Here is a 16,648-nt window from a genome sequence, read left to right on the forward strand (position 1 = left end):
CCCTATTACTCTGTTAATAAATACAATTAAGTTAAGTATAACAGCGATTTAAATAAAAGTCATTATTAATCAACCAGCTCGTAAAGTTCGCTGGCTTCAGCTTTTTTAGTGGTTTCACGAATATTTAAAACCTTAGCTTTTATAATTCTAGCTCCGTAGCCAATCTCAATAATATCGTCAATTTTAACATCGTAACTAGATTTGACCACACGACCATTAACTTTGATTCGGCCTTGATCAGCCATTTCTTTAGCCACAGTTCTTCTTTTAACTAGTCTAGAAACCTTTAAAAACTTATCAATTCTCATATTTATCTCCTCAATCTTATCTCTGAACAATGTCACTTGCAGCTTGCAAGAATGTAGCTAATTCATTAAACAATACTCGATTTTTCATCTCATCGGGTATTTGTAACAAAACTACCATTCTCTTCTCTTGATTCATACTAATGCGAGCCTTCATATTCACATGCTCTAATGCTTTAAAAATATTAGGCCCTTCAAGTTCATGCGAAGCTGCATTATTAAATTCGACTTTGATCTTGTCACCATTTTTCAACACAGTCAATGCCTGGGCAAGATCAGCATCAATCTTTAATCCCGCAACAGCCAATAAATTTTCAACCGCTGCTGGATAATCACCAAAGCGGTCGATTAATTCATCTTCAATTTTATCTAATTCATCTTGATCAGTGACCGCTTTAATCTTTTTGTAAAATTCAATTTTTTCTTCCTGATCCGCAATATATGTATCTGGAATATATGCCTCAAGCTTAAGATCAATTTCCGCATTTGACTTTTTAATTGTCTTTTTGCCTTTGCGTTCTTTAATTGCATCACTTAACATTTGTGAATACAAATCATAACCGACGCTGTCAATAAAGCCATGCTGCTGAGCACCTAACATATTGCCAGCACCTCTAATTGATAAATCACGCATTGCAATTTTAAATCCTGATCCTAATTCAGTAAAGTCACGAATTGCATCTAACCGTTTTTCACCAACCTCAGTTAAGACCTTATTAGGCTGATAAAGGAAATAAGCATAAGCTAATCTTGCACTACGGCCAATTCGGCCACGCAATTGATAAAGCTGGCTTAAACCATAATGATCTGCATCCTCAATAATCATTGTATTAACGTTAGGCATATCAATCCCTGTTTCAATGATTGTCGTAGTAACTAAAATATCGAATTCACGGTTTAAAAAGCGATACAAAATATCCTCTAACTGATTTTGACTCATTCGTCCATGCGCACTTGCAATCCGAGCATTTGGAATAAGCTGCTGCAATTTTTCTACAGTTTCATCAATATCGCTAATTCGATTATACAAATAAAAGACCTGCCCACCACGTTGCATTTCTCTAAGGCAGGCATCCTTAACTACACTAGGGATTTGTTCCATAACATAAGTTTGAATAGGATATCTATTTTGTGGTGGAGTTTCCATTACAGATAAATCACGTACACCGACCATTGACATATGCAAGGTTCGTGGAATTGGAGTCGCAGTTAATGTTAAAACATCAATATTAGCTTTTAATTGCTTCAACTTTTCCTTATGTTTAACACCAAAACGCTGCTCTTCATCAACTATCAGCAACCCTAAGTCTTTAAAATGAACATCTTTAGATAAAAGACGGTGCGTACCAACAACCAAATCAATTTTGCCGTCTTCAAGTCCTTCAATAATCTCTTTAGATTCAGCTGGTGTTTGAAAACGCGACAACATAGCTGTATTTACTGGAAAGTCCTTAAAACGATCCTGAATAGTTTCATAGTGTTGTTGTGCCAAAATCGTAGTAGGTACTAAAAAAGCTACTTGTTTATTATCTTGAATTGCCTTAAAAGCTGCTCTTAAAGCAACTTCAGTTTTACCAAAACCAACATCCCCTACCAATAAGCGATCCATTGGCTTCGGTTTTTCCATATCTTCTTTAATTTCCTTAATCGACCGTAACTGGTCAGGTGTCTCCGGATATGGAAAGGCATCATCAAATTGCTTTTGTAAATCATCATCAGGTGAAAAAGCAAAACCTTTTTCTGATTCACGCTTAGCGTAAAGTTCGATTAAATCATCTGCAATATCTTCAACCTTAGACTGAACTTTCCGTTTAGTTTTAGCCCATTCGCTACCACCTAATTTATTAATATGAGGCGTTTTCCCTTCAGATGCCACATACTTTTGTACCAAACTCAATTGATCAGCTGGCACGAATAACTGATCACCATGCTGGTACGTAATTGTAATGTAGTCACGTTTAACACCATTGTTCTCTAGAGTCTTGATACCCTCAAAGCGTCCAATTCCGTGATTAACATGTACTACATAGTCGCCTGGTTTTAATTCGGTGTAATTACGCAATCTTTGCGCATTTTCCAGAGTTTTAATACGTTTCTTACGTTGAGGACGCTTATTAAAGAGTTCTCGTTCAGTTAAATAGACTAGATTAACGGTGGGTAAAGTAAAACCGCTAGTATATCCCCCAGCAACAATTTGTGTTTTTCCTTCAACAATTTCATCTTCGCCAACAATCGGTAAATTTAAACCGAAATCAACCATCGTTTGATCAATTTGACGAGCTCTTTTTTCATTATCAGCTTGCAAAACAACTGTTTGACCAGTCTTTTGATAAGATTCAATTTCTGATTTGATCAATGGCATTTGGCTAAAGAACTGTTCAGGCTCTCGAGTTTGCCAATTAAGCATTTGACCTAAACGCAAACGTCCCATGCTACGTTGAAATAATGAGAAGTAAATCCGATGATGTTTATCCTTAGAAAAGACTTTTGCAAAATCTAACCGTAAGCTTTGATGTGGCAACATTGCTCCCGTCTTTAATTCATCATTGATGAATGCGGTATTCTGCTTATCTACATCATCAATAGATTGTTTGATCAAAGGTAAATCATCTAATAAAATCTGACCATTTTTAGGTAAATACTCTAATAAACTGCTTGGATTTTCAATAAGATAATCAACTAAAAAAGCATAGTTCTTAGGCAGCCCACCATCTTCTAGATTATCTAGCGCTACTGTAAAGTGATCTTTAACAGCTTTATCTGGTGCAGGTGCGTCTTGCATGTCTTTTTTGATTTTATCTGCAGCTTGTAGAATAGCTTCTCTTGAGAATACTCGATCTTGTGCAGCCGCAACTTCTACATGATCAATTTCTTTCTGGCTACGTTGACTAGACAAATCAAATTCTTTAATAGTGTCAATTTCATCACCGAAGAATTCAATTCTAACCGGGTTTTCTCGGTCCAATGGATAAATATCTAAAATATCTCCACGAATAGCGAACTCGCCTGGACGAGCAACTAAAGCTTCTTTTTTGTATCCTGATTGAACCAGCCAATTATTTAATTCTGACAGCTCATATTCTTTTTCAGGGACAAAATCTCTACGAGCTTCTGCAAAAGCTTGAGGAGCAGATAGTTTATATTGCAATCCTTGGGGCGTTGTTACAATTATGCCAGGACGCCCACTCAATAAAAAATTGAGTGCCTGGATACGGCTACTCAATTCATCTGGCGAACTTACTGCTGTTTGAGTTGCAATCGTGGCATCAACTGGAAAATATTGCGCCGCATCATCATCTAAAATCGCATTTAGTTCACCATATAAGTTCTGTGCTTTGCTTTCGTTTTCTTCAAGTAAGATAAGCGGTGCCTTTAATTCAGAAACTATCTGTTTTAAAAGCAGACTAAAAGCACCGGCATTAGCGCTAGTGATTAGTGAGTTTTTTACTTGTTTTGTTTTTGCAATAAAATTGTTTAAATCTTTATCTTTATTAAGTATTTCTGTCAAACGCATTTTAATTATATTTATTCATCAAATATTGACTATCATGACCCGCAATGAAGTCATCGATAATCTTTACACTTGTATCAAATGCATCATCCATCAACTTTTGTTGTTCGTCATTAAACGGTGTTAATACCCAAGAAACAACTGTAGCATTTTTAGGGTGACGAATACCTATTTTCAAACGGTTAAATTTTTCCGTTCCTAAATCACGGATAATGCTTTTAATTCCATTATGACCGCCAGATTTACCATTAGCTCTGATCCTAATCTTGCCAATAGGCATGTCCATATCATCTTGAATAATTAAAACATCTTCAGGATCAACTTTAAAGAAATTAGCTACTTGGCTAACTGAACGACCTGACTCATTCATATAAGTTTGTGGTTCAAGCAAAATTACATCTTCCCCATTAACCTTTTGCTTGGTCCAATGTCCTTCAAATTTATCTTTATCTAATGACAATCCCTTTTCATTAAGGTAATGATCCATTGTCATAAAACCAGTATTGTGTTTAGTTTTATCGTACTTTTGACCTGGATTGCCTAGGCCCGCAATTATCTTCATTTATATATACCCCTCATTACAACATAATCCCTCATATCATAGCACAAACCCGAAATAATAATTTTATTAATGCTTACGATCATGGTATAATTTTCTTTGTTAAAATTATCACTAATAAAAAGGAGACTTATTGTTATGGCAAGAGATGAAAAACCTCGTAAAGTTATTTTAGTCGGCGACGGTGCTGTAGGTTCTACCTTTGCATTTTCAATGGTACAACAAGGTATTGCCGAAGAATTAGGTATTATCGATATCGCTAAGGAACACGTTGAAGGTGACGCAATCGACTTAGCTGATGCAACTCCTTGGACTTTCCCAAAGAACATTCATGCTGCTGATTACCCAGACTGCAAGGACGCAGACTTAGTTGTTATTACTGCTGGTGCTCCACAAAAGCCAGGTGAAACTCGTCTTGACCTTGTTAACAAGAACTTGAAGATCTTATCTTCAATTGTTGAACCAGTTGTTGAATCAGGCTTCCAAGGCATTTTCTTAGTAGTTGCTAACCCAGTTGATATTTTGACTCACGCAACTTGGAGAATGTCAGGCTTCCCTAAGGATCGTGTTATCGGTTCAGGTACTTCACTTGATACTGGTCGTCTTCAAAAAGTTATCGGTCAAATGGAAAACGTTGACCCACGTTCAGTTAACGCATACATGCTTGGTGAACACGGTGATACTGAATTCCCAGCATGGAGCTACAATAATGTTGGTGGCGTAAAGGTTAGCGACTGGGTTAAGGCTCATGGTATGGATGAATCTAAGCTTGAAGACATCCACCAAGAAGTTAAGGACATGGCTTACGACATCATCAACAAGAAGGGTGCTACTTTCTACGGTATCGGTACTGCTTCAGCAATGATTGCTAAGGCTATCTTGAACGATGAACACCGTGTACTTCCACTTTCAGTACCAATGGATGGTCAATATGGTTTACACGATCTTCACATCGGTACTCCAGCAGTTGTTGGCCGTAAGGGTCTTGAACAAATCATCGAAATGCCATTAAGCGACAAGGAACAAGAATTGATGAACGCTTCTGCAGACCAATTGAAGAAGGTTATGGACAAGGCCTTCAAGGAAACTGGCGTTAAGGTTCGTCAATAGTTCCAATAAGTTTTTAACGCTTATTATCAAAAGCATCCCTTCAATTAAGAAGAGATGCTTTTTTATTTGACTAACTATTGTTAAAATATATTTGACAATATTAGCAGGTCTTTAATTAATATTTAATTAACTCATCGATTATGCTATAATTACTTGTAACATTTTCACTTTGGAGGCGAACTCATGCTTATTAAATCTTTGGTCATTAAGAAAGATTACTTAACTACAGTTAATGAAAAAGCCACACTAGCAGAAGCATTAAAAGTTCTAGAAGATTCAGGATATAGATGTGTACCTATCGTAGACGACACCGGCACAATTTTCCGTGGTAACATTTATAAGATGCACATCTATCGTCATAAGTCACAAGGTGGCGATATGAATTTACCAGTAACTTATTTGCTTAAGAACGCTACTAAGACGATTAAGGTTAACTCACCATTCTTTAAAGTATTCTTCAACATTAAGGACTTGCCATACATCGCTGTTCTTGATGAAGAGAATCATTTTTATGGTATTCTTACTCACTCAAGATTGCTTGATATGTTGTCCGATGCTTGGGATATCAAGAACGGTTCTTACGTCTTAACTGTCTTATCTGATAACGCACGTGGTAATTTAATTAAAATGTCAAAAATTGTTTCTAAACACACTAACATGTCCAGTGTTATGACACTTGATGCTGCAGCTGGTGAACTTGAAGGCGACTTTGTAAGAAGAACCCTCTTTACTTTACCTGCTGGTGTATCCGAAATTACTATGAAGACAATTGTTGATAAACTTCAACGAAAGGGCTTTGTTGTTTCTGAAATCGAAGACTTGCAAGCTGGAATGACCATCATGAGTGATGAAAATCCAGGTGTTTTTATTGAACGTCCAGAAAAAGATTAGCAATTAATATTAAAAGCTTCTAGGCATTACCTTAATGATACTGCCTAGAAGCTTTTTTCTTTTATTTTACTAAACCTAAAAATTGTAATGGTGATCTAGTTAAATATCCTGCAATATAACGTCGCATATCCGCAGGGGAAAGTTCATCATTATAACTAATCAACCGTAATACAATATTAATAACGTCTCTATCAAAGATATCTAAAACCATGTCTGGTGGAATAGCCTGCTCATTTTCTAAAATTGCTTGATAATTTGGTTGCATCTTTTTCATTCGTTTAGCGAATTCTTGATTGGCCGCTTTAACCATCTTGTTAATGAAACGAATGTCTCCATTATCTGAGGTTAAAATTTCCAATTTATTTTTATTCCTCAAAAAGAAGTCAATCGAATGTTTAGAAATATTCTCTGCTATCTTAACTAATTCCCACTGAGTTAAAGCGTGATCAATAGTTCCATTAACTGTATCACTATCTTTACGTAATGCTTCATTAAATTCTGTCAAAAGATCAGTCTCTATTGCCAACAATAAATCTTGCGTATCCTTATAATATTGATAAAAAGTACGTGAACTAATTCCAGACGTTAAAATAACATCCTTAACCTTAATCGTACTAAAAGGCTGATTTTGTATACATTTTAACAACGCATTTTTAAGATTAAGTTGCGTTGTTTGAGTTCTAATATCCAATATCGCATCCCCTTTATTTAAGAAAAAATAGTAAAAAATTTTTTTACTAAATAAATCTTGCTTTTCACTTCTTACCATACTGTGTAAGTTCGTCCTATTTTACCATAAACAATATTATAATAGGTGCATAAAAATTAAAATTAAAGGAAGATAAAATAATTATGAATTCAATCTCTTATGCCCCAAATAATAACACTCCTCCAGACGAACTAGAATTAACATCTTCGTTTTCTAATTTAGATTATCAAAAAGAAAACGTCAATTTAGCTTGTCTAAAAGATTTCAGTGATTTAGTTTTGAATGAGAAAATCCTTCATCCATTTGACGCTTTAAAGCATTTAGATCATCTTTATCTAAATTTTATTGCTAATAGTGAACATGAATTAGCTGAAGTTTTAATCTTTGATCAAGATAAAAAGCAAGACGCATTCAACTATCTATTAGAATTAACCAAAAATTACTTACATAAAAATGGGGTTAATGAAAATCCAGAATTAATTTATAATAATTGGATCTTCTTGATAAGCCTAAGCTTGCCTTTAATCAGTAAAGCAATTCCATTTAAGCGAGATATTTTAGATGCTCAACTTCGTTCATTTTTAGAAAACTCATTACGATAAAAAAGAAAGCCATGTAAAATTTAATCACTGGCTTTCTTTTTTTATTTATTTTTCATAGTAAACGCGTGGTAAACGATCACCTAACAAACAAGCGACTTCATAGTGAATCGTATCAACATAATCAGCTGCTGCCTTAATATTATTAGGATCAGCTGGATTGTTAGAAATAATTACCACTTTAGTACCTACTGGCATCTTTTCAGGTAATTTTACCATAAATTGATCCATACAAATACGACCAACAATTGGACAATACTTGTCACCAACTTTTACTTTAAAACCTTGAAATTTTCTAATCCAACCATCTGCATATCCCACTGGAACAGTGCCAATAATTGTATCTTTGTCAGCAACAAAAGTTGAGCCATAGCCTACACCATCCCCCTTATGGATAGTTTTAACATGGGTCAATTCGCTCTCAAATGATAAAGCAGGTTCAAGCTTAAATGCCGGATTTAAATCAGGTGAATCTGGATTAGAAGACGGATTCAAGCCATAGATACCTATACCGAAACGAACTAAATCGCTCTTAATACCTTCGTGAAAAATACTTGCTGCAGTATTATCTACATGAATCCACTTTGGTTTTACTGTAAGCAAACTCTTCATGTGATTGAATTTTTCACATTGATGTTTAAAGTAAGTTTCATCAGCACTATCAGCAGAAGCAAAGTGAGCAAACATACCTTCAACGAAGAAATGATCATTGTTTTCCAAGAATTTATTAGCAGCAATGAAATCCTCATCTTCACTAAAACCAATTCGACCCATCCCGGAATCAATACCTAAATGAATCTTCAATTGTAAATTTTCTTTTGCTAGATATTTTTCAGCTTCTTTAAGCCATTCCAAATTAGGTACGGTTAATGAAACATCATTAACTGCAGCAATAGGTGCATATTCAGGAGAAACTACGCCCAAAACTAAAATTGGTTTAACTATATCTGCACGACGCAATTGTAATGCCTCATCCAAAATAGCAACACAAAAGCCTGCAGCTCCAACTTCAGTAGCTACTTTAGCGACTTCTACTGCACCATGACCATATGCATTAGCCTTAACAACTGCTAACATCTTTTGGCCTGGAGCAAGATGCTTAATTTCATTTTCAAGATTTCTTCTAATTGCACCCAAATTTACTTTTACTACAGCTGGGCGATGATAGCCTGGAACCATTTTTTACTTTTCCTCCAAAACTACAAATGTAATAATTTCATGATTATCATGTGTGATGCTTGGGAAAATATTGCCATCAAACTTAGTTGATGTCATCACAGGATGACCTAAATCATCCCATAAGGTTTCCACATCTTGGAAACCAATATATTTGCCTAGACCTGTTCCCATGGCTTTAGAAAAAGATTCCTTTAATGAGAAACGACCACCAAGATATTCAACTTTCCTTTTTCCCTTCATCTTTTGGTATTGGGCAATTTCTTTTGGGGTTAACACTCTTTTTGCAAAAGTATCTCCCCTATCAACAATCTTTTTAACTCGTTCAACTTCAACTGAGTCAATTCCTACGCCTTTAATCATAATTTTCACCTCACACAATGATCCCATTATAATACAAAAAAGAAGTTGCAAAAATCACAACTTCTTTTTTAGGATAAAAATTTAATCTTTTTTATTTTTGATAATAAATTCATGTCCATTGCCATGACCGCGTTTACCACGATTACCATTATGACGGTAATTATGATTATTACGAGGGCGATGGTAATTGCCACGGCCATGGTTATTACGCCCTCTACCACGACCGCCACGATGATGACGTCCGTCACCCTTATACGGCAATGGCTTCTCTGGTGTAATTTTCACTTTCACATCAGTAGAATCCTTGGATAAATTCTTCAAGAAAGCAGCTACTAAATCAAGAGCTGAATAGTTATCAAGCAATTCACTAGCATCTTGTGTATATTTACCTAAATCGCCATTCATCAAATCTTCAATCTCTGATTTAGCCTGTTTTAATTGACCGCGAAGAGCTTGATCGTCTGTTGGTGGACGAAGTGGTGACATCTTCTTCTTGGTAAGTTGCTCAATCGTTCTCATATAGCCAATTTCATTTGGCGTAACGAAGGTTACTGAGATACCATTTTGTCCTGCACGGCCAGTTCTACCAATACGGTGAACATAAGAATCAGGATCTTGTGGAATATCGTAATTATAAACGTGAGTAACGCCTGAAATATCAAGACCACGAGCAGCAACATCTGTAGCTACTAAAATATCAAGTTTTCCTTCACGGAATCGCTTTAATACAGTCATTCTACGTGCTTGAGACAAGTCTCCGTGAATTCCTGCTGCATTATAGCCACGTGCCTGTAAGCCGCGTGTTAGCTCGTCTACACGACGTTTAGTACGACCAAAGACCAAAGCCAAGTCTGGACCTTGAACATCAATTAAACGACACATAATGTCGAATTTTTCTGATTCCTTTGCTCGTACAAAATATTGATCAATTAAATCTGCAGTTAATTCTTTAGCTTTAATTTGAACAATCTCAGGATTATTCATAAACTTTTCGCCAATTCGTAAAATTGGCTTAGGCATAGTGGCACTAAATAACAAAGTTTGCTTACGATTCTTAGCATACTTCAAGATGCTTTCAATATCTTGAATAAAGCCCATATCAAGCATTTCATCTGCTTCGTCTAGTACAACAGTTTTAACTTTATCTAAATCGATTGTGCCCCGTTTTAAGTGGTCTAGCAAACGACCTGGAGTACCTACCAAGATTGAAGGTACATGATGCTTTAATGAGCGAATCTGACGACCAATGTCAGCTCCACCATATACTACTTGTACATGAGCACGTTCATCACGACCTAAACGAAACAGCTCTTCTTGTGTTTGAATAGCTAATTCACGTGTTGGTTCAATAATAATTGCTTGAATTGCTTTTTCTTTTTTATCGATTGTTTGCAAAATTGGTAGGCCAAAAGCAGCGGTTTTCCCTGTCCCTGTTTGAGCTTGACCAATTACATCCTTCCCTGCTAAAGCGAGAGGAATAGTTTGTTCTTGGATTGGAGTTGCTTCTTCAAATCCTGAGCGTTTAATTGCCTTAAGAAGCGCGTCATTTAATCCTAATTCTGAAAATTTCAAAAAAGTTATTCTCCTATCTTAGTCGGGCTAAGACATTTTCAAGGTACATTCCGTGTGAACCCTTAAGCACTACAATGTCGTCCGACTTAATATCATTTTTAAGATCATCAATCATTCGATCCATTTGATCTTTAGTATAGTAATGCAAATGTTCTGGCTTATACTTGTCTTGCAATGCATCGTACAGGTTCTTCATTTCTGAACCGTATAAATATACTTCATTAATGATCTGTGGATCTAAGGTATCACTCAAGCCAGCATGCAATGCAGGAGAATTCTTGCCTAATTCCAGCATATCGCCTAATACGGCAATTCTGCGTCCACCATCTTTAACTTCAACTTGACCAAAACTAGTGACAACAGCTCTAACAGCAGTTGGATTAGAGTTATAAACATCACTCATAATAGCTTCACCAGCATCGCCTTTTTCCCATTCCATTCGGTTAGCGGTTGGCTTAAAGTTGGATAATGATGAAGCAATTTCTTCATCGCTCTCACCGAAGTGACGACCAACACTAATAGCAGCCATAGCATTGGAAACATTGTGCTTACCGATCATTGGAATTGAAAACTTTTGTTCTGAATCATTAATAGTAAATGTTGCATGATGCATGTAGCTCTTAAAACCAGTAGCATGAACTGTATCTTCATCTCTAAAGCCAAAAGTAGCCTTCGCTTGATCTAGCTTTTTAGCACGTTCTTGCAACAATGGTTCATCACCGTTATAGATAAATTCACCATCTTCACGTAAGAAGTCAGTAATCTCCATTTTGGCATCGGCAATCTTATCACGAGTACCAAAGAATTCGATATGAGCTTCTCCAATCATTGTAATTACTGCTACATCAGGATGAGTTAATTCACTTAAGTGATGTAATTGACCTGGTCTATCCATTCCCATTTCAAGAACCAAAATTTCAGTATTTGGCTTCATTTCAAGAATGGTCATTGGCACACCAATTTCATTATTAAAGTTAGCTTGAGTCTTATGAACATTAAAACGTTTTGATAAAACTGCGGCAACCATATCTTTAGTAGTAGTCTTACCATTTGAACCAGTAATACCAACTACAGTTGGATTAACCTTACGCAAGTAATACCGTGCTAAATCTTGCATTGCACTGAGAGGATCATCCACTTCAATTACTGCAATATTTTCCGGTTTATTAGGATGACCTTTCTTCCATAATGTAGCAGAAGCACCATTACTGATAGCACCAGCTACGAAATCATGTCCATCACGTTCACCTTCAAGTGGTACAAATAAACCACCATTTGTGATCTTTCTGGAGTCAAAGGCAACAGAAGTAATAACTGTTTGATCGTCACCTTCACAAGTAGTATTTAAAGCCTTGGCTATTTCCGCCATTTGCATTTTCATTGAATATTTACTCCCATAAAAACAATTTTATACAGACATCATTATACTGTCTTTCAAGCATTCTGCCAAATGATCTCTAACGAAAAAAGCAGCCCCCAATGGGACTGCTTCCACCAGATAAAGGTTTACTTCTTCAAGCCGTACTTCTTGTTGAACTTTTCGATTCGACCATCTGCTTGAGCAAACTTTTGCTTGCCAGTGTAGAATGGGTGTGAATCTGATGAAACTTCAACACGTACTAATGGGTAAGTATTACCTTCGTAGTCGATAGTTTCTGATGGCTTCAAAGTTGAGCCAGCTAAGAACTTAGCACCAGTTGCTGAGTCCATGAAAACTACTTTTTGATAATCTGGATGAATACCTTGTTTCATAATTTATTACTCCTTTGCCATGACCGTATTACAGATCATAGATTAATCGATTAACGTAAACTAGAATACCATCTTCAAGTTATTAATTCAAGATATTTTTTTAATTCTGGTTACGTCATATAAGTACGATTGAAAGTCACCATGAACCTCGGCTACGTTATCATTAGAGCCGTTAAATTGATATGGTTCACGTAGACCATAATTCTGTAAAACTTGTCCACTAATCTTTTGATCGTTTACTTGATAGACGCTATTAACATTTATATGAGAGAGGGAAAGGAATTGATCAAGCGTCTCATTAGGGCGACCAAGCTTACGATAAAAACCGACAATTTGTCTGTTTTCATTGTTTACCGCCCAAGAATAAGTATTAGTAGAACGATCAAATGGCAAAAGTTGAGTAAATTCACCATTTACAAGTAAATCTCGATTTTCTTTATACCAGGTTATGTTTTCTTTTATTTTCTCTTTTTCTTCCTTTGTAAGCTTGTTCAAATCCAGCTCATAACTTAAAGGGCCGAAATCGGCTACATCATGACGAAAATGCAAGCTAGTAACCCGCTTCACCTGATCATTTGGAACAGCTGAAACGTGATTACTGAAGGTAGATAAAGGATAAGCCAGCATAGTCCCCGACATAATATCAAGTCGCTCACAGGCATCGCTATCATCGCTAGGCCAAATTTGAGGACTATAATACAAAATGCCAAGATCAAATCGACCACCACCACTGGCACAGCCTTCAATTAAAAGATTAGGGAAAGAAGTTAGCAATTTATTGTAAAGACTGTAAACGCCAGCGATGTACCTATGGAAAAACTCGCCTTGCGGACGATTTATTTCCTTCAAATATGGAGAATAAGCTTCCGTAATATTACGGTTCATGTCCCATTTAAGATAATCAACATGAGCCGAGGCAATAATCTTTGCCATTTGTTCAAAAATATTTTGAACAACATCAGGATTAGCAAAGTCTAAGACATACTGTCCACGTCCAATACCAATGCGAGAATAAGGATGATGCACAACCCATTCAGGATGCTCATTAAAAAGTTCTGTATCCGGTGAAACCATTTCTGGCTCAAACCATAATCCAAATTGCATCCCTAATTTATGAATCTGCTTGCTGAAATGATCTAATCCTCGAGGGAATTTCTTACTGTCTACTGTCCAGTTTCCTAAGGAACTACGATCATCATCACGGTGACCAAACCAACCATCATCGAGGACAAAGGCTTCTATTCCAAGTTCTTTAGCTTGTTTGGCCAAATTAAGCAATTTTTCTTCATTAAAATCAAAATAGGTTGCTTCCCAATTGTTGATGACAATTGGGCGTTTTTCTTTTTGCCATTTCGATGCAATTACATGGTTTCGTACAAAAGCATGTGTTGCATTCATTAATCCATTGTAGCCATGGGAGGTGTAGAAAAGCGCTGCTTCCGGTGTTGTGAAAGTTGCACCGGGATCTAATTGCCAAGTAAAAGTAGCAGGATTAATTCCAGTCATTAACCGAGCTGTATCCCACTCATCTACTTCTACTTGATCAATAAAGTTACCTGAGTAAATCAAGTTGCTGGCATAAATTTCACCAGAATTATTGGTTATATTTTTATCGACTAAAGCTACAAAAGGATTTTCTTGATGGCTGCTGGCTCCACGTAAAGATTCTATTTTAGTAATGCCTTGTGTTAATGGTCTCTTCTTAACGTGACGTTCCTTCAACCATGCACCAGAAAGCTGCAAAAAGTCATAATCTGCTTTTGGTAAATCCAAACAAAGACTTTGCAAATTATCTATATGAACTTGCTTATTACCAATATTTTTTAAAATGCTCTTTCTTACGATTGAACTTTCTTGATCAAAAATAGTGTAAACAAGCTGCAACTGCAATTGATGATCTTGATCTTCCAGAGTAATACAAAGATTTTCACTATCATCACCGTAAGCGGCTGGATAGTTGCCTCTTTTTTTACCCTTAGTAATTTCATATCCTTTATATTGGAAATCTGGATATAGGACTTCATCATTTCTACTTATGTTTATTGCACCTTCACGATAATCTGAAGTCCCATATGTTGGATATTCTTGCATTCTATCGGCCAATGTGAACCCTGGAATATCTTTTGAATATTTAACGGTTCCCGAAGCCTTACTATCATGTTTTGTAATATATTTCAGATCAAATTTAGTTAATGTTCCTAAATCTTTTCCAAAATACAAGTGACCTAATTGCCCATTTTGCATTACATAAAAGAGGTACGCGATTTTCTCATTATGCAAATAAAAGTATTGATCATCAATTACGCTGATCATCTTACCACCCTAATTCATTGCCAATTGATCAAGATATTGTAATTTCTTTTTCATTCCACGATTGTAGAAAAATTTGTAAACAAGTGCTGCTAAGAAGAAATAAGTCTGACTCCTTACAGTGTGCAATTTAGTTTTTTCTGAATAAACTAATTCATTCTGCTTGAAAGCAAAGGTTTGCACAATATCATTGCCATTAGGTTGATGAGTAACCATTTGGAAAATCTTATTAGGCACAATTTTAGTAATTTTCATTGTCGTTACAGAATCCAAATTTTGCAACTTAGTTTGTAAAGTCGTTTTAATTTCATCACCTACATGTAAGCTTTTAATACTGCTATCATGCATGGAGAAGTACTTTAATTGCTCATTCAATAAAGTTTGAAACAACTTCTCTTTAGAAGCTTGATATTTATACTTGTAAGTTAAAGTGTCAGGACTCATTTTTACCTACTCCTTTATTTTTCAGTAGTAGCCTTAGCCATTTCAGCTTGTTCATCTTTTACATATGATTTATCCAAAACCATCATGAATGGAATGAAGATTAAAGTCATAATGATCATATCAACGACCTGCAAAATACCACCGGCAATTGATCCTGTTCCGAGCCAACCAGCGATGAAGATAGGTGTTGACCATACAACAGTCGCACCAGTTGGTCTTGGAACAATACCACTAGCAATTGCAAGATATGAAACCAAAGTTGATGCCATTGGAGCTAAAATCCATGGAATAAAGATAACTGGGTTCAAAACAACAGGCAAACCATAAGTCATTGGTTCTGAAACGTTGAAGATTGATGGAACCAAAACCGTTCTCATCGTGGTTTTCATTCGAGCACTCTTAGCAAGCATGAAACCAAATACAATGGCTACACCAAGTTGTAAGCCTTGCATAACGAACACACCCATGAAAGTAGTGTTAATAATGTGAGGTAAGTGTGCAGCACCTGCACGGTATGCGTTATAGTTTTGTAAAGCTAATGAATCCATGATTGGTTGAATAATTGAATCGACCAATAAAGTACCATGAATACCAAACCACCAGAACAATTGCATAAAGAATACTGATAACAATACGGCTGGTAAAGTATCACCCAAGCCCATTAATGGCTGTTGCAATACTTTGTAAATAAAGTCGATTGCGTCTTGGTATGGTGTATAAGTAAATGCAAAACGAATGCAGTTGAACAAGAATAGTGGAACAGCACCAGGAATGATAGCTACAAATGATTGACCAATCATTGGTGGAACTGAATCAGGCAATTTAATTGTGATGTGAGCTCTACTAATACGGCAGTAAATCTCACAAGAAACAATACCTGTAATGATTGCGACAAACATACCTTGTGCACCCAATTGATTAATTGGGAAGAAAGCACCAGCAACCTTGTCATTACCTACAGAGGTAAGCATCAAGAAGCAGGATAATGAAACCGCACCTGCAAAGACTTTAGGTTGCTTGTACTTGCCCGCTAATTGATAAACCACACCAAAGGCAATAAACATCGCAGAAATATTCATTGTTGCATTACCAACTGGGGCAAAGAAATTAGTAAAGAAATCTAATACTCCCTTTGGTAGAAATTGCGCAAAGCCAAATGTTTGCGGCAAGTTTTGCAAAATAACCATGATGGCACCAAACATTGTTGCTGGAAAAGCAACCATCATACCATCACGAAGACTAGTTAAATATTTATTTTTCCCTAGGACGCTAGCAACTGGAACCAGTTTTTTCTGCATCCAATCTAGAAACTTCTTCATTGTTTTCTCCTCTACGAATCATTATGTA

General features: G+C 36.1%; 15 protein-coding genes. 3 read left to right on the forward strand and 12 right to left on the reverse strand.

Features of this window, described 5'->3' with window-relative positions:
• Positions 1-65 precede the first annotated feature (65 nt).
• From FC57_RS01620 to pth, 3 genes are read right to left on the reverse strand one after another with little or no spacing between them, the layout of a single operon-like run.
• Positions 66-308 (reverse strand): RNA-binding S4 domain-containing protein, encoded by a 243-nt coding sequence (locus FC57_RS01620; protein WP_040529982.1) that lies wholly within the window; start codon positions 306-308, stop codon positions 66-68.
• 16 nt (positions 309-324) lie between these two features.
• Positions 325-3,819 carry a transcription-repair coupling factor gene (gene mfd, locus FC57_RS01625; protein ID WP_007126781.1) on the reverse strand — a complete coding sequence of 1,165 codons (3,495 nt, stop codon included), beginning with the start codon at positions 3,817-3,819 and terminating at the stop codon, positions 325-327.
• A 1-nt stretch (position 3,820) separates the two neighbouring features.
• Positions 3,821-4,378 carry an aminoacyl-tRNA hydrolase gene (pth, locus tag FC57_RS01630; protein WP_007126780.1) on the reverse strand — a complete coding sequence of 186 codons (558 nt, stop codon included), beginning with the start codon at positions 4,376-4,378 and terminating at the stop codon, positions 3,821-3,823.
• Positions 4,379-4,513: 135 nt separating this feature from the next.
• Here pth and FC57_RS01635 point away from each other — a divergent pair, with 135 nt between their 5' ends.
• Positions 4,514-5,485, forward strand: a complete 972-nt coding sequence (locus FC57_RS01635; RefSeq protein WP_007126779.1) for an L-lactate dehydrogenase — start codon at positions 4,514-4,516, stop codon at positions 5,483-5,485.
• A gap of 183 nt (positions 5,486-5,668) precedes the next feature.
• Positions 5,669-6,376: a cyclic di-AMP binding protein CbpA gene (cbpA, locus tag FC57_RS01640; RefSeq protein WP_007126778.1), complete on the forward strand. Its 708-nt coding sequence runs from the start codon at positions 5,669-5,671 to the stop codon at positions 6,374-6,376.
• A gap of 61 nt (positions 6,377-6,437) precedes the next feature.
• Here cbpA and FC57_RS01645 read toward each other — a convergent pair whose 3' ends face one another.
• Entirely contained in the window at positions 6,438-7,067 is a 630-nt protein-coding gene (locus tag FC57_RS01645) for a TetR/AcrR family transcriptional regulator (RefSeq protein ID WP_236253609.1), read from the reverse strand.
• 161 nt (positions 7,068-7,228) lie between these two features.
• Here FC57_RS01645 and FC57_RS01650 point away from each other — a divergent pair, with 161 nt between their 5' ends.
• Positions 7,229-7,687: a hypothetical protein gene (locus tag FC57_RS01650; protein ID WP_007126776.1), complete on the forward strand. Its 459-nt coding sequence runs from the start codon at positions 7,229-7,231 to the stop codon at positions 7,685-7,687.
• Positions 7,688-7,732: 45 nt separating this feature from the next.
• Here the strand turns inward: FC57_RS01650 and alr are convergent, their stop codons facing one another.
• The 8 genes from alr to FC57_RS01690 all read right to left on the reverse strand — a co-directional run bounded on the left by alr (position 7,733) and on the right by FC57_RS01690 (position 16,620).
• Positions 7,733-8,863 (reverse strand): alanine racemase, encoded by a 1,131-nt coding sequence (gene alr / locus FC57_RS01655; RefSeq protein WP_007126775.1) that lies wholly within the window; start codon positions 8,861-8,863, stop codon positions 7,733-7,735.
• 3 nt (positions 8,864-8,866) lie between these two features.
• Entirely contained in the window at positions 8,867-9,223 is a 357-nt protein-coding gene (acpS, locus tag FC57_RS01660; protein ID WP_040529980.1) for a holo-ACP synthase, read from the reverse strand.
• Positions 9,224-9,304: 81 nt separating this feature from the next.
• A complete protein-coding gene (gene cshA, locus FC57_RS01665; protein ID WP_007126773.1) occupies positions 9,305-10,795 on the reverse strand; it encodes a degradosome RNA helicase CshA in 1,491 nt (496 codons plus the stop codon).
• A gap of 13 nt (positions 10,796-10,808) precedes the next feature.
• Positions 10,809-12,176 carry a UDP-N-acetylmuramoyl-tripeptide--D-alanyl-D-alanine ligase gene (locus tag FC57_RS01670; RefSeq protein WP_007126772.1) on the reverse strand — a complete coding sequence of 456 codons (1,368 nt, stop codon included), beginning with the start codon at positions 12,174-12,176 and terminating at the stop codon, positions 10,809-10,811.
• Between the two features lie 125 nt (positions 12,177-12,301).
• A complete protein-coding gene (locus tag FC57_RS01675) occupies positions 12,302-12,547 on the reverse strand; it encodes a type B 50S ribosomal protein L31 (RefSeq protein ID WP_007126771.1) in 246 nt (81 codons plus the stop codon).
• Between the two features lie 87 nt (positions 12,548-12,634).
• Positions 12,635-14,860: an alpha-galactosidase gene (locus FC57_RS01680; RefSeq protein WP_007126770.1), complete on the reverse strand. Its 2,226-nt coding sequence runs from the start codon at positions 14,858-14,860 to the stop codon at positions 12,635-12,637.
• Positions 14,861-14,869: 9 nt separating this feature from the next.
• Positions 14,870-15,301 carry a hypothetical protein gene (locus tag FC57_RS01685; RefSeq protein ID WP_007126769.1) on the reverse strand — a complete coding sequence of 144 codons (432 nt, stop codon included), beginning with the start codon at positions 15,299-15,301 and terminating at the stop codon, positions 14,870-14,872.
• A 14-nt stretch (positions 15,302-15,315) separates the two neighbouring features.
• Complete coding sequence (locus tag FC57_RS01690) at positions 15,316-16,620, reverse strand: PTS sugar transporter subunit IIC (protein WP_007126768.1); 1,305 nt, start codon at positions 16,618-16,620, stop codon at positions 15,316-15,318.
• Between the last annotated feature and the right edge of the window lie 28 nt (positions 16,621-16,648).

The sequence above is a fragment of the Lactobacillus ultunensis DSM 16047 genome, from assembly GCF_001436305.1.
Classification (GTDB): Bacteria; Bacillota; Bacilli; order Lactobacillales; family Lactobacillaceae; genus Lactobacillus; species Lactobacillus ultunensis.

Bases quoted from the DNA above. Each gene is read 5' to 3' on its own strand.
- mfd (WP_007126781.1), bottom strand. From the start codon at position 3,819: ATGCGTTTGACAGAAATACTTAATAAAGATAAAGATTTAAACAATTTT.
- alr (WP_007126775.1), bottom strand. From the start codon at position 8,863: ATGGTTCCAGGCTATCATCGCCCAGCTGTAGTAAAAGTAAATTTGGGT.
- FC57_RS01680 (WP_007126770.1), bottom strand. From the start codon at position 14,860: ATGATCAGCGTAATTGATGATCAATACTTTTATTTGCATAATGAGAAA.
- FC57_RS01690 (WP_007126768.1), bottom strand. From the start codon at position 16,620: ATGAAGAAGTTTCTAGATTGGATGCAGAAAAAACTGGTTCCAGTTGCT.
- acpS (WP_040529980.1), bottom strand. From the start codon at position 9,223: ATGATTAAAGGCGTAGGAATTGACTCAGTTGAAGTTGAACGAGTTAAA.
- pth (WP_007126780.1), bottom strand. From the start codon at position 4,378: ATGAAGATAATTGCGGGCCTAGGCAATCCAGGTCAAAAGTACGATAAA.
- cbpA (WP_007126778.1), top strand. From the start codon at position 5,669: ATGCTTATTAAATCTTTGGTCATTAAGAAAGATTACTTAACTACAGTT.
- FC57_RS01685 (WP_007126769.1), bottom strand. From the start codon at position 15,301: ATGAGTCCTGACACTTTAACTTACAAGTATAAATATCAAGCTTCTAAA.
- FC57_RS01650 (WP_007126776.1), top strand. From the start codon at position 7,229: ATGAATTCAATCTCTTATGCCCCAAATAATAACACTCCTCCAGACGAA.
- FC57_RS01675 (WP_007126771.1), bottom strand. From the start codon at position 12,547: ATGAAACAAGGTATTCATCCAGATTATCAAAAAGTAGTTTTCATGGAC.
- FC57_RS01635 (WP_007126779.1), top strand. From the start codon at position 4,514: ATGGCAAGAGATGAAAAACCTCGTAAAGTTATTTTAGTCGGCGACGGT.
- FC57_RS01670 (WP_007126772.1), bottom strand. From the start codon at position 12,176: ATGAAAATGCAAATGGCGGAAATAGCCAAGGCTTTAAATACTACTTGT.
- FC57_RS01620 (WP_040529982.1), bottom strand. From the start codon at position 308: ATGAGAATTGATAAGTTTTTAAAGGTTTCTAGACTAGTTAAAAGAAGA.